Annotated in this window: 17 protein-coding genes; 6 read left to right on the forward strand and 11 right to left on the reverse strand. The window is 45.0% G+C overall.

The window, feature by feature from the left end; translation table 11 throughout:
* Positions 1-106: 106 nt before the first annotated feature.
* From J5A55_RS08740 to J5A55_RS08755, 4 genes are read right to left on the reverse strand one after another with little or no spacing between them, the layout of a single operon-like run.
* A complete protein-coding gene (locus tag J5A55_RS08740) occupies positions 107-712 on the reverse strand; it encodes a 5-formyltetrahydrofolate cyclo-ligase (protein ID WP_004383211.1) in 606 nt (201 codons plus the stop codon).
* Positions 712-2,394, reverse strand: coding sequence for a S41 family peptidase (locus J5A55_RS08745; protein ID WP_039851241.1), 1,683 nt, complete (start codon positions 2,392-2,394; stop codon positions 712-714). Before J5A55_RS08745 ends, J5A55_RS08740 begins: the two co-directional genes overlap by 1 nt.
* Before the next feature lie 42 nt (positions 2,395-2,436).
* Positions 2,437-2,871 carry a deoxycytidylate deaminase gene (locus J5A55_RS08750; RefSeq protein WP_004383209.1) on the reverse strand — a complete coding sequence of 145 codons (435 nt, stop codon included), beginning with the start codon at positions 2,869-2,871 and terminating at the stop codon, positions 2,437-2,439.
* Complete coding sequence (locus J5A55_RS08755) at positions 2,868-4,967, reverse strand: M3 family metallopeptidase (RefSeq protein ID WP_004383208.1); 2,100 nt, start codon at positions 4,965-4,967, stop codon at positions 2,868-2,870. The genes J5A55_RS08750 and J5A55_RS08755 overlap by 4 nt, the downstream gene beginning before the upstream one ends.
* 618 nt (positions 4,968-5,585) lie before the next feature.
* On the opposite strand from J5A55_RS08755, the gene J5A55_RS08760 reads away from it, so the two are divergent.
* Both J5A55_RS08760 and J5A55_RS08765 read left to right on the forward strand, forming a co-directional pair.
* On the forward strand, positions 5,586-6,005 hold the full coding sequence (locus J5A55_RS08760) for a hypothetical protein (protein WP_234396069.1): 420 nt from the start codon (positions 5,586-5,588) through the stop codon (positions 6,003-6,005).
* A gap of 326 nt (positions 6,006-6,331) precedes the next feature.
* The gene (locus tag J5A55_RS08765) at positions 6,332-7,432 is read left to right on the forward strand and encodes an Mrp/NBP35 family ATP-binding protein (RefSeq protein ID WP_004383203.1); all 1,101 of its coding nucleotides are present in this window, start codon (positions 6,332-6,334) and stop codon (positions 7,430-7,432) included.
* 101 nt (positions 7,433-7,533) lie between these two features.
* Here J5A55_RS08765 and J5A55_RS08770 read toward each other — a convergent pair whose 3' ends face one another.
* Complete coding sequence (locus J5A55_RS08770; RefSeq protein ID WP_004383202.1) at positions 7,534-8,283, reverse strand: LrgB family protein; 750 nt, start codon at positions 8,281-8,283, stop codon at positions 7,534-7,536.
* On the reverse strand, positions 8,280-8,786 hold the full coding sequence (locus J5A55_RS08775; protein WP_004383201.1) for a CidA/LrgA family protein: 507 nt from the start codon (positions 8,784-8,786) through the stop codon (positions 8,280-8,282). Before J5A55_RS08775 ends, J5A55_RS08770 begins: the two co-directional genes overlap by 4 nt.
* Before the next feature lie 20 nt (positions 8,787-8,806).
* Here J5A55_RS08775 and J5A55_RS08780 point away from each other — a divergent pair, with 20 nt between their 5' ends.
* From J5A55_RS08780 to rsmD, 3 genes are read left to right on the forward strand one after another with little or no spacing between them, the layout of a single operon-like run.
* Positions 8,807-8,992 carry a hypothetical protein gene (locus tag J5A55_RS08780; RefSeq protein ID WP_004383200.1) on the forward strand — a complete coding sequence of 62 codons (186 nt, stop codon included), beginning with the start codon at positions 8,807-8,809 and terminating at the stop codon, positions 8,990-8,992.
* Positions 8,993-9,014: 22 nt separating this feature from the next.
* Complete coding sequence (locus J5A55_RS08785) at positions 9,015-9,830, forward strand: DUF3822 family protein (RefSeq protein WP_004383199.1); 816 nt, start codon at positions 9,015-9,017, stop codon at positions 9,828-9,830.
* A complete protein-coding gene (gene rsmD / locus J5A55_RS08790; RefSeq protein ID WP_262502358.1) occupies positions 9,772-10,422 on the forward strand; it encodes a 16S rRNA (guanine(966)-N(2))-methyltransferase RsmD in 651 nt (216 codons plus the stop codon). The genes J5A55_RS08785 and rsmD overlap by 59 nt, the downstream gene beginning before the upstream one ends.
* A gap of 328 nt (positions 10,423-10,750) precedes the next feature.
* Here the strand turns inward: rsmD and J5A55_RS08795 are convergent, their stop codons facing one another.
* The 5 genes from J5A55_RS08795 to J5A55_RS08815 form a co-directional block, all read right to left on the reverse strand.
* Positions 10,751-11,566: a hypothetical protein gene (locus tag J5A55_RS08795; RefSeq protein WP_004383197.1), complete on the reverse strand. Its 816-nt coding sequence runs from the start codon at positions 11,564-11,566 to the stop codon at positions 10,751-10,753.
* A gap of 21 nt (positions 11,567-11,587) precedes the next feature.
* On the reverse strand, positions 11,588-12,871 hold the full coding sequence (locus tag J5A55_RS08800) for a Na+/H+ antiporter NhaC family protein (RefSeq protein WP_004383196.1): 1,284 nt from the start codon (positions 12,869-12,871) through the stop codon (positions 11,588-11,590).
* 30 nt (positions 12,872-12,901) lie between these two features.
* Positions 12,902-13,969: a LacI family DNA-binding transcriptional regulator gene (locus J5A55_RS08805; protein ID WP_004383195.1), complete on the reverse strand. Its 1,068-nt coding sequence runs from the start codon at positions 13,967-13,969 to the stop codon at positions 12,902-12,904.
* A gap of 502 nt (positions 13,970-14,471) precedes the next feature.
* Positions 14,472-15,551: a hypothetical protein gene (locus tag J5A55_RS08810; RefSeq protein ID WP_004383192.1), complete on the reverse strand. Its 1,080-nt coding sequence runs from the start codon at positions 15,549-15,551 to the stop codon at positions 14,472-14,474.
* A gap of 1,639 nt (positions 15,552-17,190) precedes the next feature.
* Positions 17,191-18,501 (reverse strand): M64 family metallopeptidase, encoded by a 1,311-nt coding sequence (locus J5A55_RS08815; protein WP_039851314.1) that lies wholly within the window; start codon positions 18,499-18,501, stop codon positions 17,191-17,193.
* Positions 18,502-19,235: 734 nt separating this feature from the next.
* Here J5A55_RS08815 and J5A55_RS08820 point away from each other — a divergent pair.
* Entirely contained in the window at positions 19,236-22,235 is a 3,000-nt protein-coding gene (locus tag J5A55_RS08820; protein WP_004383186.1) for a SusC/RagA family TonB-linked outer membrane protein, read from the forward strand.
* The last annotated feature ends 9 nt before the right edge of the window (positions 22,236-22,244 follow it).

Here is a 22,244-nt window from a genome sequence, read left to right on the forward strand (position 1 = left end):
ACATTTGTTACCTAAGGATGTTAAATCCTTTTGGCTTTTGGTTAAATAATGTTTTAAATAATAGAAGCCACTACTTTGTAGTCGAAAAGCCCAATGTTAGCATCGCTTAGAATGCCTCTCCCGTCAGAACCTCATCCACTTTTAAGTCCGTTGTTTCTGTTGGGATGTGTGCAAAGAACTGAAAGGAGAAGCAGACAGCGAGCTTATAAGCACGGCTTATCAGCGGTAGGAAGCGATCGTAATAGCCTCTTCCACGTCCGAGGCGATTACATTCAGCATCGAAAGCCATGCCCGGAATAAGGGCAAATTCAATGCTTTCATAATCATCGAAGTAGTTACCAGTGGGTTCCATGATTCCAAATGAACTGCATTCCATTGCTTCCCATCCCCGAAAGAGACGCAGTTCCATCTCCGTCGGACTCACTACTACGGGGAGCAGTATGCGCTTCCCGTCATCGTAGAGTTGCTGAATAAGCCCGTGTGTGTTGACTTCGTCGGGCATTGAGGTATATAAGAAAATGGTATTAGCAACCCTTAATTGCGGATGAGCCTGCACCTTATTTATAATGAGGTGTGACTGTTCTGTGAGTTCTTCAGCCGTAAACTGCTGTTTGAGCAGTCGTACATAACGGCGTAACTCAGGCTTCGTTTTCCCCCTAACGTCCTCTTCCCATGTGGGAGAGGATGGGTTGGGAGACAGGTTGTATGTCATTATTTTCTTACATTAGGACGGGCTTGTCTGTGCGAAACAGACGTATCCCGTGCATGAGTTTGAGGTTTTAGAAGAAGGCTCTGGGGCATCTTGAAGACGCTTAAAGCCCGCTTTACGGTTTCGTCCGTGAGGTTAGCATACTCGTAAAGAGCCTGCTCGTCAAGGATATTATAGATGATTCTACTGTTGAGGTAATCCTCCAGTAGGGTGTGCGAACGCATGATCATGAGGTTACGACGGCGTAGCCCGTTGCGGTCGGCATAGTTAGCAAAATCGCTGACAAGGTTCTGCTTGCCCAGATAAGCAGCCAGTGGGCGCATCTCGGTGTAGGTACTTAACTTCTTACGATACTTGTCCGTGTAATTGAAGCAATACTGCATCATCAGTCCACTAAGCACCGCTTCTTTGAAATAAGACGTCACCTTCGATGTGTCCTCGGGCACGAATATATCAGGCGTAATGCCTCCTCCACCATAAACAGTGCGCCCGTTATGAGTGTGATAGGCTGGTCCTTTATGCTTGATACTATCCTGTGAGAAGAATTCCCCATTCTTGTAACGTGTGAGGATGTCGTTCTCATAGTCGATGTTATCGCCTGGCTTGAATGGTTTCTGTATGCATCTGCCTGACGGAGTGTAGTATCTTGCTATTGTAAGGCGTATCATGCTGCCATCAGGGAACTGTATTTGCTGTTGTACAAGACCCTTTCCAAACGACCTGCGACCCACTATCAAGGCTCGATCATTGTCCTGCATTGCCCCCGCGAAGATCTCTGCTGCGGACGCAGAGTTCTCGTTTGTGAGTACAACCATTGGTATATGCTGATAGCTTCCACGCCCATCACTGCGGTAATCAACCCTTGGGCTCTTCCTTCCTTGTGTATATACAATGAGCCTATTCTTCGGTAGGAACTCATTAGCCATTTGTACGGCGGCATCAAGAATGCCCCCTCCATTGTCGCGAAGGTCGATTACCAGCTGCTTAGCTCCTTGTATATTCAATGACTGCAGAGCGGCAAGCATCTCCGCATAAGTGCGTTCGCCGAAGTTCTTAACACGTATATATCCAGTGGAGTCATTCAACATGTAAGCTGCTGAAATACTCTTAACTGAGATGTCACCACGCGTTACTGTGAACACTCTCGGTTGATGATCTCCATAGCGCAAAATGCCTATCTTGACCTTAGAGTCTTTAGGTCCTTTGAGCCTGCGCATGGCTTCTTCGTTCGTAGCCGACTTCCCCACGAAGGGCTTACCACCGATACTCACGACCTTATCACCAGCCAGAATGCCTGCCTTGTCGGCTGGTCCATTCTTGATAACGTTCTGTACTCTCAATGTGTCGTTACGTATGATAAACTCAATGCCAACGCCCGAGAACGATCCTTTTAAGTCATCTGTAGCAGCTTGAACATCCTTTGCACTGATGTAAACAGAGTGTGGATCAAGCTCTGAAAGGATCTCTGGTATAGCCTTTTCGACCAGTTCGTCGATGTTGACCGAATCGACATATTGATCGTCAATAATATGTAGTAAGTTGTTCAATCGGTTGCTTCCACTGTTGATGATGTTCAATCGGTTACCCGAGAAGTGATTGGCATAAAAGGTGCCAATGAGGATTCCGACGACTACTGAAGCAGCCATCAACAATGGAACGAAACGATTTTTTCTATCTTGATTCATAAACATTTAAATTGTCAACGGGCATTCCTACACCTTATTATATTAGTCCTGTCTGTCTTCCAAAGCCTTATATTCAACCTTTACACCAGCCTTCTCCAGCAAGTCGACACCATCAGTTAGACGGTACTTCTCGGCATATACGACCCGACGGATGCCTGCTTGGATAATCAGTTTAGAGCATTCAATACATGGAGAAGCCGTCACGTAAAGTGTTGCACCATCACTGTTATTACTGCTTCTTGCCAGTTTCGTGATAGCGTTGGCCTCGGCATGCAAGACGTAAGGAAACGTTGTTCCAGACTCGTCCTCACAGATGTTTTCGAATCCACTTGGCGTACCATTGTACCCGTCACTAATGATCATCTTGTCCTTAACCACTAATGCCCCGACCTGTCGCCGACGGCAGTATGAGTTCTCCGCCCATATCCTCGCCATCCGTAGATAACGGTAGTCAAGAAGAGATTGCTTGGTGTTCATGCCTCGAGCTGCTTGTTGTTTTTAATGCCATCACGCTCCATCAGCGCCTTTATCGTTGGTTCTTGACCGCGGAAACGCTTATAGAGTTCCATTGGATGTTCCGTCCCTCCGCGAGAGAGAATATTGTCGCGGAAACGTTGCGCAGTGCTTTGGTTGAAGATTCCTTCGTGTTTGAACACACTGAATGCATCGGCATCCAGTACCTCAGCCCACTTGTAGCTATAGTATCCGGCAGCGTATCCTCCCGCCATGATATGCGAGAATTGCACCGTCATACACGTGTCTTTGCGTTGTTCACCGATAATCGCCTTTGCCCAAGCCTGCTTCTCGAAAGGAATGATATCATCGGTAAACTCATCCTTTTGTGTGTAGTACGCCATATCGAGCAAACCGAATGCCACCTGTCTTAAACAGGCTGTTGCAGCACCGAAGTTACGACTGGCAACGATCTTGTCAATCAGTTCATCGGGCATCGGTTCACCTGTTTGATAATGGAAGGCAAAGGTCTTTAAGAACTCTTTCTCTACTGCGAAGTTCTCCATGAATTGCGAGGGTAGCTCCACAAAGTCCCACCAAACGTTGGTACCAGACATGCTTTCAAAGCGCGTGTTAGCGAACATTCCATGTAGAGAATGCCCAAACTCATGCAGGAAAGTCTCGACCTCTCCCAATCGAAGTAACGCTGGTTTGTCCTCCGTTGGCTTAGATAGATTCATCACTAAAGACGCATGCGGGCGCACGTTCTTGCCGTCTTTATCGATCCACTGACCCTGGAATTCGGTCATCCAAGCACCATCCCTCTTGCCTTTACGAGGGTAGAAATCAACGTAGAGAACCGCTAAGTAGCTGCCGTCCTTGTCGTAGACTTCGTATGGTTTAACGTCTGGATGATACACAGGAATTGCCTTATTCTCCTTGAAAGTAATACCATAAAGGCGAGTGGCAAGCCCGAATACACCTTTAATGACATTATTTACTTCAAAGTAGGGACGTAACATCTCGGGGTCGAGATCATACTTCTTCATCTTCAGCTTATGCGTATAATAAGCTGCATCCCATGGCTCCATCTTGAAGTCATCGCCCTCCATTTCCTTTGCCAAAGCCTCTACTTCCGCATGTTCAGATAGTGCAGTAGGCTTATAGGCTGTTATGAGATCGTTAAGCAGTTTATATACATTTTCCACCGAAGAAGCCATGCGATATTTCATGACATAATCAGCGTATGTATCGTAACCAAGCAACTGTGCCATCTCACGACGTAGGTTCACGAGCCGCTTGCAGACCTCAAGATTATTCGTATCATTGTCCTTTATGCACAGAGTATTGCGTGCCATGTATAATTCCTGACGCAAGTCTCTTTGCGTACTGTACATCATGAATGGTCCATAACTCGGTGCATCGAGTGTGAACACCCACCCTTCAAGCTCGCGTTCTTTGGCTGCTTCGCGTGCTGCCTCACGTGCCGTATCAGGTAAACCATCGAGTTGCTGCTCGTTAATAATATGTAAGGTGTAAGCCTTATTCTCCTTAAGAAGGTTCTGAGAGAACTGCAATGAGAGCATAGAAGCCTCTTCGGTGAGTTGGCGGAGGCGGTTTTTTCCATCCTCATCGAGCAACGCACCACTACGAACAAAGCCGTCATAGCTATTCTCCAGTAGTCTGGCTTCCTCTGGTGTCAGCTCCCGATGGTGCTCATGCACGCGTTTGATCCGTTCGAACACCTTAGGGTTCAGACTCACATCATTGCTATGCTTCGTGAGAATAGGGCTCATCTTCTGTGCCAGAGCATCCATCTCATCGTTCGTTTCAGCACTTAGCATATTAAAGAAAACAGCCTCCACACGATTCAACAGATCGTAGTAATGCTTTCGTCCCTGTACATCATCTTCGGGTATGATAGTATTCTCGAAGGTTGGTTCTTCAGGGTTATTAACGATCTTCTCTATTTGTTCATCCTCACGACGAATGCCCTCCATCATAGCTTCCTCATAGTCTTCTATGCGAATGCGATCGAATGGCACCGTCTCATGCGGTGTATCGTATGGTAGAAAGAAAGGGTTTTTGTGTGTCCCTTCTGTTGGTGTTTTATCTGTCATATTATATCTTTCATTCTCAATCAAAGTACAAAGGTAAACAAAAAAAAAGACTTTCCTCTTATTGAGGAGATAATTAACGGAAATTTTTAAAAAGCCTTGTGTAATTCAAAATTGTGATTACTTCGAGTTGACGAGTTGATGGGTAGACAAGTTACGAGTGACTTGTTATGTTGATAATAGTAGTATTTAGCTCTCCTCTCTGTAGGAGAGGGGCTGGGAATAAGGCTTTTAAAGTAGGGACAGACGCCCTCGTCTGTCCGCCAAAACACACCCCCAAAAGCCTCCCGAATCTCCTCTTTAGGAGGGGATGTTGCCTGATGGGATGCCATGAAAGGGTAAAAAAGCGGACAGACGAGGGCGTCTGTCCCTACAGGTTGGCATTATCATTAATTAAAGAGACGCCTTCTTCATTTTGAAGAGGGCGTTTCCTTGCCATGAAGAGGGCGTCTCTTCGATGTGAAGAAACGCCCTCTTTGTTTGTAAACAATACTATCTACTCCCCTCTCCATTCGGAGAGGGGACGGGGGTGAGGCTTTATCTCTGTCGTTAAACATGGCAGAAAACTTGCGATTTCATAATCTTTTTAGTATCTTCGCAAGTCAAAGAGTAATCGTAACAATGGGTAGGAATAAGTTTTCAGACGCTGAGATTAAAGACATAGCGAAGTTGCTTCGACTGAAGAATGCGGGGAACAGGGCGAAACAAAAGCTCGTCCGGCATGATCTTAGGACGTTGTTTGAGTTTAATATATCCGACTTCAACGTTCCGGGAAAGGCTTTCGGTGAAGCCGAACTCTATGAGGCTATCGACCGCGGTGCCATCCAAATACTTGATGATGCTACTATTGAGGATATGAAGGCGAAGCGTGCTCGAGACAAGGAACGTGATAAGGCTGAGGCAGAACGGCGTGCGATTGAGGCTGGAGAGATGACTGATTGGAGGAAAGCGATGGAGGAATGGGAGGCCTCCCCAAGCCCCTCCGAAGGAGGGGATGTGCCTAGCGGAAACCAGTTAGATAGTCGTTTCCTATCAAAATAACGCCACCGAGTAGGGACAGACGCCCTCGTTTAGAAGCCCCACCCAGCCTCCCCGAAAGGGGAGGAGTGCCTAACGGTAGCTAACTTGGGGGGGTATTCCAACCAAGAAACCACCTCAAAGTAGGGACAGACGCCCTCGTCTGTCCGCCAAAGGTAGCCTAAGAGGGAGTCTCCACACCCCCTTTCGAAGGATGGGACGTCGCATAGCGGAGTGTTTGAAAGGGATAAATAGGTGGACAGACAAGGGCGTCTGTCCCTACTGTGATATCACCCGTTGCTTATAACAAGGTATTATCAATAATGTAAGAATAAGTAAATTAATTGATTATGACACTATATCCAAAATTGATAACAGACGCCCTGGAGAAGGTAATCTACCCCGGGACGAAGAAGAATCTCATAGAGAGTGAGATGTTGGCAGATACTCCGAGTATTAATGGAAACAAGGTAAAGATTACGTTGATATTCCCTCGTGAGACCGACCCGTTCCTCAAGTCGACCCTTAAAGCAGCCGAGGCGCAGATTCACTACTCGGTGGGGAAGGACGTAGAAGTGACCATCGAAACCGAGTTCAAGAGTGCTCCTCGCCCAGAGGTAGGCAAGTTGTTGCCACAAGTGAAGAATATTATCGCCGTTAGTTCGGGTAAGGGTGGTGTTGGCAAGAGCACCGTTTCTGCCAATCTCGCTATCGCTTTAGCCCGCTTGGGGTATAAGGTTGGATTGCTCGATACCGATATCTTCGGACCGAGTATGCCTAAGATGTTCGGTGTAGAAAACGTCCGTCCGTATGGCATTGAGAAGGATGGTAGACAGCTAATAGAGCCTGTTGAGAAGTATGGCGTGCGGCTTCTTTCCATCGGATTCTTCGTTAATCCCGATACAGCAACGCTGTGGCGAGGGGGTATGGCGACGTCAGCTTTGAAACAACTCATCGCTGATGCCGATTGGGGAGAGCTTGATTATTTCATCCTTGACACGCCTCCTGGGACCAGTGATATCCACTTGACACTGATGCAAACACTGTCAATTACAGGTGCTGTGATTGTTTCCACTCCTCAAAGTGTAGCCCTTGCCGATGCGAGAAAAGGCATTGATATGTACCGAAATGACAAGGTTAACATTCCAATCTTAGGCTTGGTAGAGAACATGGCATGGTTTACTCCAGCCGAACTACCGCAGAATAAGTATTATATCTTCGGTAAGGACGGCTGTAAGAACCTTGCGAAAGAGCTCAACTGTCCGTTACTTGCACAGATACCAATCGTTCAGAGCATTTGTGAAAACGGCGATAAAGGTACACCGGCAGCCTCTCAAGTAGACACCGTGACCGGTCAGGCGTTCTTGAGTCTGGCGCAGTCTGTGGTGACAGTAGTCAATAGACGGAATAAAGAACAAGCCCCAACGAAGATTGTTGAGGTGAAGAATTAAGGCGAGGCAACGCCTTCGAAGCATTAAAAAAAGAAAGTCTCACTAAGAATTCTATCGTATATAGAAATCTTAGTGAGACTTTCTTTTATTTCGTTCAGCCCTTACGAAACCCCGATGAAATGCAAGATAGAAGGGGTGAAGAGCGCAGTGAAGATACCATTTAATGTAATTCCAAGACTGGCAAATGCGCCATATTTACTGCTATAAGCCATCGCCGTGGATGCGCCAACAGCGTGAGAAGCAGCGCCCATAGATAGTCCCTGAGCTATCGGACTACGCACATGTCCTATCGCCAAAGCCTTGAATCCAACCAAAGCTCCTATAATACCTGTGATGACAACAACGGCAGCTGTGAGTGAAGGAATACCTCCCAAGCTCTGCGTAACCTCCATTGCTATAGGGGTTGTGACCGACTTACTCGCCATTGACAGCACGACAACATCCGATGCACCACATAGTTTGGCGACCGTGACAACACTCACAATTCCGACCAAACAGCCCACTAGCTGCGACAGAACAATGGGCAACCACAATCGTTTGATAGCGTCTAACTGCAAATAAAGTGGAACCCCTAAGGCTACGACCGCAGGCTTCAGCCAGAAGTCAATGAGCTGTGCGTCTTGCTTATACACTCGAAAGGGAACACCCGTCACCTTTAAGTATATAATGATAAGAATGATAGCAATGAGGATTGGATTTAACAGCATCCAGCCTGTCTTCTTTTGTAATCGCTTAATCAAAAAGAACGTCCCGCAGGTGAGCGTCAGGATGACATATTGATTAGAGAAGATGTCTCGTCCGTCCTGAATGAGGTTCACCGTCTGATCGATGGTTTGGTCAATTGAAATCATAACTTAGCCTCCTTTTCATCCATAATATCCTTTCCTTGCAAGGCTTCAGTCGTGAGAATCTGTTCCTCCTCGGTGTATTCTGCATATTCTTTGAGTATCTGCTTCATCTCTTCCGCCTGCCTTCTGTGCGCCCGATGATGCAATAGGTCGAGTGCTATCATTCGACGTTCTAACTTGATAACAAGCTGGTGCATGTGTCCAGTAACCACCAGAACGAGCACCGTACTGACGATAGTTGCCGTCACAATAGGGAACCACTCCTTCTCAATCAGATCCAGATAGAGAATCAATGCCACCCCAGGTGGAACGAAGAAGAAGCCCAAGTTGGCGATAAGCAGCTCCGATAAGTGCTCCACCCAACTAAGTTTTACCCATCCCAACTTAAGGAATAAGGTAAGAAATAACATACCGATGATACTGGACGGCAGCTTTATTCCAGTCGCCCATACGATAATTTCTCCCAATGCCAAGCATCCGAAGATCACAAAGAATTGTATTGCCATTTAGAAAAGATGTATTTTCAGTGACAGCATTAACGCTGATTTATAATCCGTTTGAGTGCAGAAAAGTGGCTGCAAAGTTATACTTTTTTAACCAATCAGCCCTCTCCATCGTTCGTAAAGAAGCCTATAAAGGGAGAATAGATGATATTTATCAAGAACAAAACGGCGTTAATCAAATAATTTGTGTAAGTTTGCAAGTAAATTAATAATGATTATGTAGACCTCAGGATGAGTGAGATTGAGAATAATATAACGGATAAGAAGCTGCGACTAATCGTCAGATTTGGTCGTAGTAATATGACGTTCTCGGTTGGGGACCCACAAGAGAATGGTGTGTTGGCATACGAACCTTATGAAATGAATATGGGTATCTCCATGGCTGCTAACCTACGGGAAGCCCTCAAAACATCAGAACTCTTGCAGAGTGGATACAAACGCGTGTTGGTTCAAATGGACTCTCCTGTTATGCTCATGCCCGTGGATGAGTATAAGACGCAGGATGTGGAAACGCTCTATTATCACACCTTTCACCACAAAGGAAACGAGGAGGTCTTGGCTCATCAACTGATGGAACTTAACGTGATGGTGGCTTTCTCGATAAATAAAGACCTGAAACTCGTTATCGATGACCACTTCGAAGACATTCGCATACAACCTTTGATGTGTCCTGTCTGGACGCATCTCTATCGAAGAACATACGCTGGTGTGCGCCGAAAGTTATATGCTTATTTCCATGAAAAGCGTATGGAAGTGTTTAGTTTTCAGCAGAATAGATTCCGATTTGCCAATACTTACAAGATTGTCAACGCCCACGATGCCCTCTATTACTTATTATATATATGGAAACTGACGGGTATGGATGCGCAACAAGACGAACTCTTGCTCATCGGGGAGATGCCACAAGCAGAGCTGCTCACCGATGAACTGGCTAAGTACTTGCGCTTCTATAAGGTCGTAAATCAGGCAGATGATTTCGCACAACACCATGTCTTGGCAGAGAGAAAGGACATTCCTTACGACATCAAAGCCATCTATCTGGATTGAACAAACAGCAACATCACAAAATAACAATACTTCACAACGAATGAGAATCATAACGGGAAAATATAAGGGAAGGCACTTTGACATCCCTCGCACATTCAAGGCACGACCTACAACAGACTTTGCTAAGGAGAATATCTTTAATGTCATCAATGCCTATCTGGACTGGGAAGAGACCGTGGCACTCGATCTCTTTGCGGGTACGGGGAGCATTTCTCTCGAACTACTCTCGCGTGGCTGCAAGGAAGTCGTTAGTGTTGAAAAGGACAGGGATCACGCTCGTTTCATCGCACAGTGCATGGAGAAGATAGGTGCCGATGAACATGTATTGATCAAGGGTGACGTCTTCCGATTCATAAAGAGCTGTCATCAGCAGTTCGATTTCATCTTTGCTGACCCTCCTTATGCCCTCCCCGAACTGCCAACCATTCCCGATCTCATCTTCTCGCAAGACCTCCTTGCACCCGATGGGCTCCTTGTCTTCGAGCATGGCAAGCACAACGACTTCTCTTCGCACCCCCATTTTGTGGAGCACCGAAGCTATGGCAGCGTCAATTTCACGCTGTTTAAAGCCTCCCCAAGCCCCTTTCTTTAATTCAAAATTCAAAATTCAAAATTATGATTACTTCTATTTGAAGTAAGGCTTTGCTAAATGCGATGTATCATATAGTTTCTGTGTAGCGGAGCTATCCCTAGTTAGCGCGAGCCATAAAGCAGCAAATGAAGAGACGCTCTTCTCGAATTGAGAAGGGCGTCCCTTTGCATTAAGGAAGGCGTCTCCTCACATCGAAGAAACGCCCTCTTTGTTTGCAATTAGTAGTGTTTACTCCCCTCTCCATTCGGAGAGGGGTTGGGGGAGAGGCTCTAATTTGAATTTTGAATTATGAATTTTGAATTAAAAGAGGGGCTTCTTTTGGATGCTCCTACTCCTCTATCTCCGACAGACTACGCACGAAGTTGTTAGCGAAGTTACTAATGGTTTCCACGGGAGCATAGCCCATATAACGCACGCTGCGACGCAGGTTACGACGCAAGACGGCACCATTGTTTCGCACGAAACCTGCCGAGTTCTGTTTGAAATGCCACTCCTGTGCAGTGTCTTTAGCCAAGTCGGAAATGCTACGAAGCGTCAGTTCGTAGGCTTTCTTATCATATTTCTTGACGAACGGAAGCTCATCTTCCTCAAAACCAAAGACCGAGATGAGGATGTTCCCTTGCAGTTCTGCCATCGACTGAAGCTGTAGGTGGGTCAACCAAGAGTCCAGTTTCACAAAGTCCACCTTGTCTCCTCGCATCCTCAAGTACTGTCCGATGGTGATTATTCCCCCCAGATTCATGCCCCGATTGAGCATTGCATCCGAGTTAGCGACGATGAGCTTCAATATATCCAAAGCCTCAACGGAGGTGTCTATACTATGCAGTTCGTCGTGGATGAGCTTCTTCAACCTCCTATTCAACAGTGAGTTACTAAGGCGAACGACCTTTGGAACTTTCGCTGTCAGCGTCTTGTTATCCCCCATCTTCGTCCTTAGTTCGGCAATGATAGCGTCCGGGAGGTTCAGACCCTCATCCATGCTGTGAGCCGCAATACCATTAATAAAAATGGAAGTAACCTGTTGTGCCTCCACCATCTGCATGAGTCTGCGCCACTTGAAGGGTGACATAGGTTCAATACTCGACTGTGTTCCGAAGGCACCAGAGCTTAGAATACGGAAGAAGTTACGCTGTATGACGTCCATAATGATTGAATATTATTGACATTAAGAATACCTCCTTGGATAACGGAAGAGGATGGATAAGAGGGCAAAAATACCTATCAAGAAGGGGTAATATAAGTAAGGTACAATGCTGACAGGGTTTATCTTTGCCAGTCCAGCAGCCATTAAGAGCTGCGCCCCATAGGGTATTAAGCCCTGCGCAGCACATGAGAAAGTATCGAGAATACTCGCTGCTTTGCGTTTATCAACGCCGTATTTATCGCCAATCTGCTTCGATATACCTCCCACGGTGAGGATGGCTACGGTGTTATTAGCCGTACATACGTCCACAAGAGACACCAGAAAGGCTATCGTGAGTTCTGCTCCTCGCTTACTACTAACGTGCTGTGTGATGATGCGGATGATGTATTCAATACCACCATTAGCCCTTATCATCTCAAGCAAACCGCCCGCCATCATCGTAATGATGATTAACTCGCCCATACCGGTGATTCCGTTGCCCATACTGGAGAGCCATCCGTACACGTCGTAGGTGCCATCTGCAATGCCAATAACGCCTGTCAGGACAAGACCAATGGTCAGCACCGCCATCACGTTCATACCGAATACGGCGCAGATAAGCACCGCCATGTAAGGTATGATCTTATAGTAACTTACCGAGGGAGTGGCTGCCAATGTGTGAATATCCCATCCCAAGAAGACGTAAGCAGCAAGGATAAGGAGGGCAGCAGGGGCTACGATGAAGAAATTAACACGAAACTTATCAGCCATCTTACACTCTTGTGTGCGTGTAGCAACGACCGTTGTATCACTGATAAACGACAGGTTATCGCCAAAGAAACTACCTCCAACGACCACAGCAACGACAAATGGCATGGAAGAACCTGTCGAGCTGGCTATGCCGGCAGCAATGGGTGCGAGTGCAACGATGGTTCCCACGCTCGTACCAATGCTTATCGAAATGAAGCAAGAAGCAAGGAATAAGCCCGCAAGGAGCATATTGCTCGGTAGAACTGACAGTGTCATGTTGACCGTGGCATCGATACTTCCCATCTGCTTAGCGGCATTTGCGAATGCTCCCGCTAATACAAATATCCACAACATCATCATCATGTTGTCCGTACTTGCGCCTTTGCTGTATATCTCGATACGCTTATTAAGAGGGTAGCCACCCGACATTATGATGGCAAAGATGCTTGCCACCATAAAAGCAACAGTAATGGGTACCTTGTAGAAGTCGCCCGATACGATCGAAGTGACTAAGTAAAGTAGGATAAAGACAAGCAACGGGCTTAGTGCTAATAACCCTTTTTTATGATTGATCATTCTGTTTTTAATTTAATAAAATACTCTCCCTTACAGATCCCAAGAGCGCAAATAGAAGTCAATGTTCTCCTTTGTAAGGAGGTCAATAGGCATGTAGTTCGTTTGTTCAACCTTCTTCTTCAATACGATGGCACGGAAGAGTGTGTCGATACTAAAGAACCCTTGCTGGTAAGCATGCTGTGCGATGAGGAAGGAAATACTCCCTGCTCTGAGGCAGTCAGCATTCTTATGCACAATATCATAGCCCATTATCTGTATGTCGTGACGCTTTGTTTTGAGCAAGAACTCGCCTACGATGTGCGCTTTTGAGTTGAAAGTGATGCAGTGATGCACCTCCGGATGGGTTGTAAAGAACTTCTCCAAGATTCCATCATAACGTTTTCTCTCCTCGTCAAGCGGTAAGTTTACATCGAAGATGTCCACCTCCGGGAAGTGTTTAGCCATGTAGTTGCGGAAGCCAACTTCCCTGTTTTCCTGCTGCCTACTCGCCATCTTGCCGTCTTTCGTTTGTTTCATCAGCATGATCGAACGCTCATTTCGAGCCAAGAGCATGAGCATACGCGCTGCAAAATGCCCACTCTGAATAGAGTCCTGACCGAAGAAAGCAAGAGGTTGAAGGCTTGGCATATATGAATCGAGGAGTATGAAAGGGATGTTACGTTCGTGTAACTCATCAGTAAACTGGCGTGTTAAGTCCAACGTGGTAGGTACGAGAACAACGCCATCAGGGTTCTTCTCCAGACATTTCCGATAGGTATCGATGAAAGACTGAGGGTTCAGTCGACTGTAATACATGATGACTATGTCAATAGAAAAGTCCCTTCTCTGTTCGACGGCCTTCATTGCGCCCATCTCAATCTCTTCCCAGTAAGCCTCGCTGGCATGCTTTGGTATGAGGCAATAAAAGGTGTAGCTCTTGTTATGAGCCAGTGCGCTGGCATACATATTAGGCTGGTAATCCATCTCTTTGAGGGCTTTCTCGACCCTCTCAAGAGCCGATTTCGACACGTTCGGACGCTTATGAAGAACGCGGTCAACCGTTCCGACACTCACACCAGCTTGCTTTGCAATATCCTTGATTCTAATTTTCTCCGCCATAGAGGATGCTAAATAATTTCATTATTCAGTGCAAATTTACGAATAATTGTTGGATTGTGTGCATGCACAGGGGGCTTTTCTATCATTCAAATGGTGCTTCGCTCAAGCCTTCCAAAGGGTGAGAAGCACCTAATGAAGTGCGTGGAGCATGATAGGTGGAATCCTTCTCCTCCGAAGAGACGCCTCACCCCCACCCCTCTCCGAGAATGAAGAGGGGGAGTAAATACTATCATTTACACGTATGCCAATACCTGACAGAAACAGGGGTAATAATATTTTAAAATTAAAGAAACGCTCCCTTCGCATTGAAGAGGGCGTTTCCTTGCATCGAAGAGGGCGTTTCTTCGATGTGAAGAAACGCCCTCTTTGTATTAAGGATGTCTTATCCTTACTGGTTTCCGTTAGACTCTCTCTCCTCCTTTCGGAGGAGTTGAGGAAGGCTTTCGGAGGTCTGGTGGACTCTCATTAAATAGGAAAGTAGGTGGAGATCAACGATATATTCTTAATCATCTATGACAATGTTCCCACCCATAAGCACCTTTTGAGTGCCATTCATATAGGTTATTACGATCTTAGTAAACTTCATTGTCGTTGCATCGCCATACGTATAATAATAAGAGTTGTTCCACTCCCACGAACCCGATTCGAACTCTTCTACAGGACCAGTAGCCCTAAATACACCTTGAGAACATACATCACCAACATCATTCAAAACAACGAAATGGAAGTGAATATAGCGTATTGTGCTCTTGCGGGTATTGACAAATGAAAGGCTCATAGTGATCTTTCCGTCCTTATCATCCCAATCCCAATCCTTCACGTAGCCGTAAGGTGCAATCTCACGGAGTCTTGTGATATAACTCGCATACCTATCCGCAAAGTCTGCCATGGCATTAACTCCCTTCTGCTCATTCATTGCAAGCTCTCGTTGAAAGGCTTTCCAATGATACATGAAAGCGGAGTCTTCACGCATACCTTCGGTTATCTCTGCCTGATGTGGCACCTTATATTCTAAGCCGAGATCGCCCTCCTCTTCCGTAAAGAAGTAGATGGAATCGTTTTTAATACCGATTACTTCCGTCACATTCAAGCCGTCTATCAACTCATCGCAGATTGAACAAGACAAAGAATAATTGCTTAGATCCATACGATGAGCCGAATGGGTGCGCCGATACCGCTCCCTTTGATTAGCCTCATCAATCTCTGCCATCTGTCGACGCAATACCTCATCAAGCGAGTCCTGTTGCGCTTTGGCTGTGGAATCAGCAATCTCCTGACCACGACGTTGGTTCAACATATAATATTTATCAGCCAACTGTCGGTTGCGTTTATCAATGGCTTGCCTCAGAGCAGAGCCCGACAAATGTGGGATATCCTTGCTTTTCCTGATATACTTAGCGAACTCCTTTTCCAAAACAATAGCAACATTACTGTTGTTTGTAAGCACATATAGGCAATTAGTCGATTTATCATAAGCATAGTTCTCAACGATATCATTGACCTCACGCACCATCCTATTCGTCACCACCTCATAGTATCCCAGTCCGTTACGATGGTAACTCACGAGCTCTTTACGCATCATCGAGTTGCGATCGGAGTACTGTGCTTGAATGCATTGACACGTTAGCAATAGGCAAAGAATTGTCAAAACCTTTCTCATAGTGTGACTTTGATAAATGTACTCAATGGTCTGATTTCTTTCGCAAAAATAACAAGAATATATGAGAAAAGCAACCATTCAAGCATAAAATATATTTCAGATTAATCATTATGATATTATCTTTACAGTTAACTAATACTCCGCACCTTTCTCATCACGACCTTTTCACATTCGGCTGCGCACTTCCCTATCGTCCTATAAAAGCCTCACCAATCCTATCCACCACGACAATTTAATTTTAAAGAAAGCCTCCCTTCGATTGAAGAAGAGCCTTTCTTTCCATCAAGAAAGGCGTTTCCTCTATTCAAAGAGGGCGTCTCTTCGACAGCAGTCTATCAATTACCTGACTATGAGAATATTATCCCTCTCTTATCGAAACAATCGATAATAAGAAAAACCCTGAGGGTTCTCTTAAGAGAACCCTCAGGGCTACTTTATTATTAAAGTAATCGCCTAATAAAAATCAAAACATTACCTTAACACTAATTATACCAAATTTCACCACCAAGCAGATGCTCTGCATTGGTGCTCTCCTGATAGCTCTGATTCTCGAAGTTGTAGTCATCGAAGAAATCTAAAGTCTTAGTCTCTTTCATTGTAATTACCTCCGTAAATTAGATTAATTAGTAAATTGTATGTCGAATCGTTGTTAAATGACATGCACAAAGATAGACAAAATAAAAGTAAAAAGCAAATGATTGTATGTTAAAAAGTTATTTTTAAACATTTTTTACCTGTTTGATAAGATAGAGTAATAGGTTTTTAAAGACAGAGTAACAGATGAACAGAAGTCAATCCAGCCCCCCGAAAGACTCCCCCAACCCCTCTTCTTTAATTCAAAATTCAAAGTTCATAATTCAAAATTATGATTACTTCTGTTTGAAGTAAGGGGTTGCTGTAATGCCCGTGTATTATAGTTTCCGTGTAACGAGGCTATACCTCGTTAGCTGGAGCAGCAGAACTAAAAACAAAGAGACGCCTTCTTCGCTTTGAAGAGGGCGTTTCTTCGATGTGAAGAAAGCCTCTCTTCGATATGAAGAGACGCCCTCTTTAAACAGAAGCATCCCCACTATGTAGGGACAGACGCCCTCGTCTGTCCGCATAAGGGAGGCTACTTGTAATGTAAGGTGGAATGTTGGGGCGGACAGACGAGGGCGTCTGTCCCTACTGTGAAGCATCCCCCGCCCCCTCTCCCAATGGAGAAGAGGGAGCAGATAGTGCCATTTCCCACAGAACTAACAACTCGTTTACTTGTTAACCAGTCTACTCGTCAACTCTACCTAATCATAATTTTGAATTGTGAATTATGAATTTTGAATTAGACAAGGGCGTCAGCTTCTGTGGATTCCCATGTTCCGTAAGGAACTCTGTGTCGCCTTGCGGCTTCGTGCCATCCGTGTATTCCGTGTTAAGAAAAGCCTCTCCCCCGTCCCCTCTCCGAATGGAGAGGGGAGTAAATAGTATTGTTTTCCACAGAACAAGCAACTCGTCAACTTGTTAACCAGTCTACTTATCCACTCTACCTAATCACAATTTTGAATTGTGAACTTTGAATTTTGAATTAAAGAGGAGCCTCTCCTGTATAGAACTTAATCAATCGGGTGATGGCTTGGGTGCATGCCGGACAGAACTCGGGATGGGCATTTGTGCGCATACGACAGTCTGGGTAAGCACGGTAAACACCGTGTTGAGCATAGCCAGCAGGCTCGTATGCACCCACTTTCCACTTATCTCTACGTGCGTTCGGCTTATCTAAGTCGGTTGGTTCGGGCGTCGGTAATGGAGTCTTCTTATCAATCATTCCTTCCCACTTGTTGTGGAAGTCGACCAGAGTTGTTAGGTTCGGTTCCCACGGTTCGACGTCTTTTGGATACATGTTAATCTCCTCTTTGGCATAAGCATACTCATCGCCGAGACCCGCAAAAGAGTGTCCAAACTCGTGAACGACCACTGGTTTGAAGTAAGCGTGATGTGCCATTGATAGGTTGTAAGAGTTCAGAATACCGCCACCACCGTACTTCTCCGTGTTTACCAATACGATGATGTGCTCGTAAGGTGTACCCGCCAGCCAGTTGTGGAGGTCTTTGAGGTGGAGAGTCGTGAGGTATCTGTCACTATAGAAAGTGTCGAAATGTGAGTGGAGAGCCGTGTTCTTCCATATACCCTTTGATGGTTCGGACGTCCCGCTATCAACGGATGGAGCCTTGACAGCCACGATATTGAATCGAGAACGCAGCGATTTGAAAGGCTCGTGAGCGAAGAGGGCTTCCATCGCAATGCGACAATCCTTTATAAAGATGGGCATTTCGGTCTCGGTGTAACCCTCCGCAATGTACGCAATGTGTATGCAGTGCGAAGGATCGGCAGCCTGTTGCAAGGTTTCGTAAGGTGTGACATTACGCTCACCGATGTGCCGGATGAGTATATCCCGTGGTGCAACGGTGTGCGTCATGCGGTTAGTAACCTCGCGCCGGTTGTTCCTTAGTTCGATAGTTACATCTGCCGTGTCCTTTGGATAAGGTACGAGAAAGACATTCTCAAACGATTTCTTGCTATCACCCTGCGCCTCGTCGTAGGTGAGCCACTCCTGAAATAAGGTGGAGAAAGAGTTTCGATAGATCACTTTCTGCGTGCGATGATCACGCACAATGACCTGTCCATTGCCCTCGACAGGCACTTCGGCGAGTCGTTCGTGCTTGCCATACCAATGTGGGATACGTGATAGTTCGTCCACAGCGATGGTCTGCTCTTTCGCATTCCCAGCGAAGATATAATCCAAACGCAGCGTTGCATCCTCGAAATAATGGTTGAAATCCTGCGCAAAGGCACCCATGGAGAGTGCGAGGAGTAAGGTAGTAATGACTTTTCTCATAGGTCTTGAAAATTGGTTAGAGTTGTTTTTTATCTTTCTCCAGATAGTTATCATCTGTTCAACATTATATATCTATCATTTGCAAAGTTATAAATAATTAATGATAATAACCATCAAGAAGGAGATTATTAATTTATCATTCATCATTCAAAGTCCATAGCTATGATTATTATTGAGAGTTGTGAGCTGTGCTGTTATTGGTTTATTTTGATACCAAAGAGGACTTAAAAAAGGTAGAATAGAGGTTTCTCACATAGTTCTTTCCTGTTATTTTAGATTCTGGAAGATAGTGGGGAGAGTGTTAAGAAGAAATAGTCTCAGGATGAGAAAGTGTTTACGGAATAGAGAGGAGTTTTATTTTTGCTGTCACTACTGTCATTGTGCTTCTGTGTATAAACCATTGATAATGAATGAAATAACGTAAATGTTAAAACTGACAGCAAACTGAATTAAAAATAAATAGGGATTTTTTGAGATCCTTTCTATAAAGTATATATATAAAAGATATATGCAATTAGTAATAAAAATACGCTTTTATCAAAAAAAAATTACCGTTCACTTCCTATTTAACAAATATTATGCCTATATTTGCAAACATGTTTAACCTGTGGTAATGAACCTCCATAGGAAAACTAAGAACCATCCAATATCACAAAGAAAGCAAGCTTTAAGCTCGTTCTAATAGCCAAACCAAGTCGTATCAAAGATAATAATCAACCTGAATAATTACATTTATGAAACTAAGAATGTGGATGTTTATCCTATTTCTGTTCACTGGATTAAGCTCTGCCTTAGCCCAGTCTATAACAGTAAAGGGTAACATTGTAGATGAGAATGGGGAAGCCTTACCAGGCGTAAGTATTATCCCTAAGTCAGCACCTAAGTCGGGTATTGTGTCGGACATAGACGGTTCGTTTACCCTAAACGTGCGTAGTGGTGAAAAGTTAACATTCAGTTTTGTGGGCTACAACAGCGTTGAACGCACCGCAGCTCCACAAATGAATATCAAGATGGAACCCACTGAGCAAATGATGAATGACGTTGTTGTCGTTGGTTACATGGAACGAAAAGTTGCCAACACATCAGCTTCCGTCATTAAAGTCGGTGCTAAGGATCTTGAGATGAAACCTGTTGCTAACCCCTTGGATGCCGTGCAGGGTAAGGTGAGCGGACTACAAGTCTTCTCCTCTTCCGGTGAACCTTCTGCACGCCTATCTATGGCTCTTCACGGGCAAGGATCGCTTGGTGCGGGTACTGGTCTATTGGTTATCATGGATGGAATGCAGGTCAGTATGGCTGTGTTGCAAGCAATGAATCCTAATGATATCGAGAGCGTGCAGTTCCTCAAAGATGCTGCTGCAACCTCTATCTATGGTGCTCGTGCTGCCAATGGTGTTATGTATGTAACTACGAAAAGAGGGCGCACCGAGACTCGTCCCAGTATAAATGTTCGTGCGCAATATGCAGTCTCTTCACTTGCAAATACCGATTACTTCGATCAGTTGATGACGGGACCTGAACTACTAAGATACTATGAAGAAACAGGCATATATACGCCTCAAGAGGTTGCAACCTTTAAAGAGAAATACTTCAAAGAAACCGACTTTCAATGGTATAAATACGTTTATCAATCAGCTCCAATGTACACAGCTGATGTCTCTGTATCTGGTGGAAACACGGGCGTAAGATACTATCTTTCTGGTGGAGCACTCAGTCAGGATGGTTTGAGAATGGGCTCCAGTTATAAAAAGGTGTTCGGTCGTATCAACCTTGATGCGAAGTTGAATGATTGGGTAAGAGCCAATATTAACACCCAAGTATCATACGATGCTACACGCGTATCTCCCTTTGGTAACAACAATGCAGTTGGTGGTGGACTGGCAGCAATGAATGCTCCTTTTGCCTCACCTTACGATCCTAATACAGGCAAAGAACTGGTGCGCGTTCCTTTATTAGACATCGCCACACCTTCACATGTTATCTCTACGAACCCTGCGAAGACGAATAATTTCATCCTGTCTACCAATGGTAATCTTACTATTACACCTATTAAGAACCTCACCTTACGCTCTTTAATAGGCCTGGAGCTCGATTATGGTAATAGTCGTTCACGTACCCTTCCAAGCTATTATCGTGCTTACGGTAATGGAAGTTCCGAACGTTCGTTCTCAATGGCATCGAATATTACCATCACCAATACGGCTTCGTATAATATGACCTTTGGTGATCATCACCTGACAACACTGCTCGGACATGAATACACCAACTATAAGGATGATGGCTTCTCGGCTGCTGGTTCAGGCATACTGGACGATCGTCTCTACTTGCTTAACAATGCAACTAAGAATAAGAACATCGGTGAAGACACGAATGAATACGCTTTCTTGTCATTCTTCACACAGTTATCTTACGATTTCTCCGAGCGTTACTTCGTTGATCTTGTCCTACGTAACGATGCCTCTTCACGCTTCGGCAAGAACAAGCGAAACGGTCTTTTCTGGTCATTGGGATTGTTATGGAAAGCAAAGAAAGAGAAGTTCTTGCAAGATGTGGCATGGTTGAATGACTTAGACATAAAGGCGAGCTACGGTACTCAAGGTAACTCTTCTATTCCGCCATATAGCACTTCAGCTTATGCAGGAAAGGTCGGTCAGAAGAAGGGAGACATGAGTCTTGGCTTCATAAGTCTGGGTAATCCCGACCTTGGATGGGAGCATCAAAGCAAGTTCACAGTGGGTGTGAAGACTCGTATTCTCAATCGTTTGGACTTGAATGTGGAGTATTATAATCGTGTAACAAGCGATATGCTCTTTGAAGTTCCTCTACCTTATACATCTGGTTTAACAGTTGGTAGTGCTGGTTATCCTACTCGTTACGAGAATGCAGGACGCTATCTGAACCAAGGTATCGACCTCCAGTTAAATGTAGACATCCTACGTGGACGCGACTGGGGAGTATCAGCTAATGCGAACCTCAACTATAATAAGGATAAAGTTCTCGAACTCTTCGAGGGTAGGCAATCATGGCAAGAACCAGGCGGACAGCTCTCTTACGTTGTTGGAAAGCCTGTTCAATTCGTCTTACCATTATATAAAGGTGTGAATCCTGATACTGGTGTGCCTGAATGGTATCGCCCGGGAGCAGACAAAAACAAGCCTCATCGTGATGATAAGGACGTGGTTAACGAGTGGTCAAGTTCGCTGAATCAGAACACAGGAGTTGATGCTTACACTCCATTCACTGGTGGTTGGGGCATCTCCGCATACTGGAAAGGCTTTTATCTGAACGCTGACTTCTTCTTTGCATTAGGTAAACACATGATCTCAATGGATAAGCAATTCTATGAGAATGACTACTTTGTTCGTGACAAGAAAGATAATTTCAATGGTTCAAGAAGACTCTTCGACTATTGGAAACAACCAGGAGATAAGACGGAATTTCCATCTCTTGCATGGGTTCGTGACCCTTCTCACCAGAGTACATACTTAGACTCGAAGATGCTGGAAAACGCTTCTTTCATGCGCTTAAAGAACTTCACTCTGGGCTATGAGTTACCTCGCAGAATGCTTGGACAGCAAAAGGTTATACGTTCAGCAAAGGTATTCTTCACAGGTCGTAACCTATTAACATTTACGAAGTTCCGTGGTATTGACCCTGAAGTAAACCGCAACGTCTCTTATGGAGTGAACCCTAATACAAAACAGATGAGCGTTGGAGTGGAACTTGGTCTCTAACAATAACAT

It is taken from the genome of Prevotella veroralis, from assembly GCF_018127765.1.
Lineage (GTDB): Bacteria > Bacteroidota > Bacteroidia > Bacteroidales > Bacteroidaceae > Prevotella > Prevotella veroralis.

Excerpts from the sequence above, each read along its gene's own strand:
- J5A55_RS08760 (WP_234396069.1), top strand. The coding sequence starts at position 5,586 with ATGGGTAGGAATAAGTTTTCAGACGCTGAGATTAAAGACATAGCGAAG.
- J5A55_RS08820 (WP_004383186.1), top strand. The coding sequence starts at position 19,236 with ATGAAACTAAGAATGTGGATGTTTATCCTATTTCTGTTCACTGGATTA.
- rsmD (WP_262502358.1), top strand. The coding sequence starts at position 9,772 with ATGTCTTGGCAGAGAGAAAGGACATTCCTTACGACATCAAAGCCATCT.
- J5A55_RS08775 (WP_004383201.1), bottom strand. The coding sequence starts at position 8,786 with ATGGCAATACAATTCTTTGTGATCTTCGGATGCTTGGCATTGGGAGAA.
- J5A55_RS08745 (WP_039851241.1), bottom strand. The coding sequence starts at position 2,394 with ATGAATCAAGATAGAAAAAATCGTTTCGTTCCATTGTTGATGGCTGCT.
- J5A55_RS08740 (WP_004383211.1), bottom strand. The coding sequence starts at position 712 with ATGACATACAACCTGTCTCCCAACCCATCCTCTCCCACATGGGAAGAG.
- J5A55_RS08785 (WP_004383199.1), top strand. The coding sequence starts at position 9,015 with ATGAGTGAGATTGAGAATAATATAACGGATAAGAAGCTGCGACTAATC.
- J5A55_RS08770 (WP_004383202.1), bottom strand. The coding sequence starts at position 8,283 with ATGATTTCAATTGACCAAACCATCGATCAGACGGTGAACCTCATTCAG.
- J5A55_RS08805 (WP_004383195.1), bottom strand. The coding sequence starts at position 13,969 with ATGGCGGAGAAAATTAGAATCAAGGATATTGCAAAGCAAGCTGGTGTG.
- J5A55_RS08800 (WP_004383196.1), bottom strand. The coding sequence starts at position 12,871 with ATGATCAATCATAAAAAAGGGTTATTAGCACTAAGCCCGTTGCTTGTC.
- J5A55_RS08750 (WP_004383209.1), bottom strand. The coding sequence starts at position 2,871 with ATGAACACCAAGCAATCTCTTCTTGACTACCGTTATCTACGGATGGCG.
- J5A55_RS08795 (WP_004383197.1), bottom strand. The coding sequence starts at position 11,566 with ATGGACGTCATACAGCGTAACTTCTTCCGTATTCTAAGCTCTGGTGCC.
- J5A55_RS08765 (WP_004383203.1), top strand. The coding sequence starts at position 6,332 with ATGACACTATATCCAAAATTGATAACAGACGCCCTGGAGAAGGTAATC.
- J5A55_RS08815 (WP_039851314.1), bottom strand. The coding sequence starts at position 18,501 with ATGAGAAAAGTCATTACTACCTTACTCCTCGCACTCTCCATGGGTGCC.
- J5A55_RS08810 (WP_004383192.1), bottom strand. The coding sequence starts at position 15,551 with ATGATGCGTAAAGAGCTCGTGAGTTACCATCGTAACGGACTGGGATAC.
- J5A55_RS08755 (WP_004383208.1), bottom strand. The coding sequence starts at position 4,967 with ATGACAGATAAAACACCAACAGAAGGGACACACAAAAACCCTTTCTTT.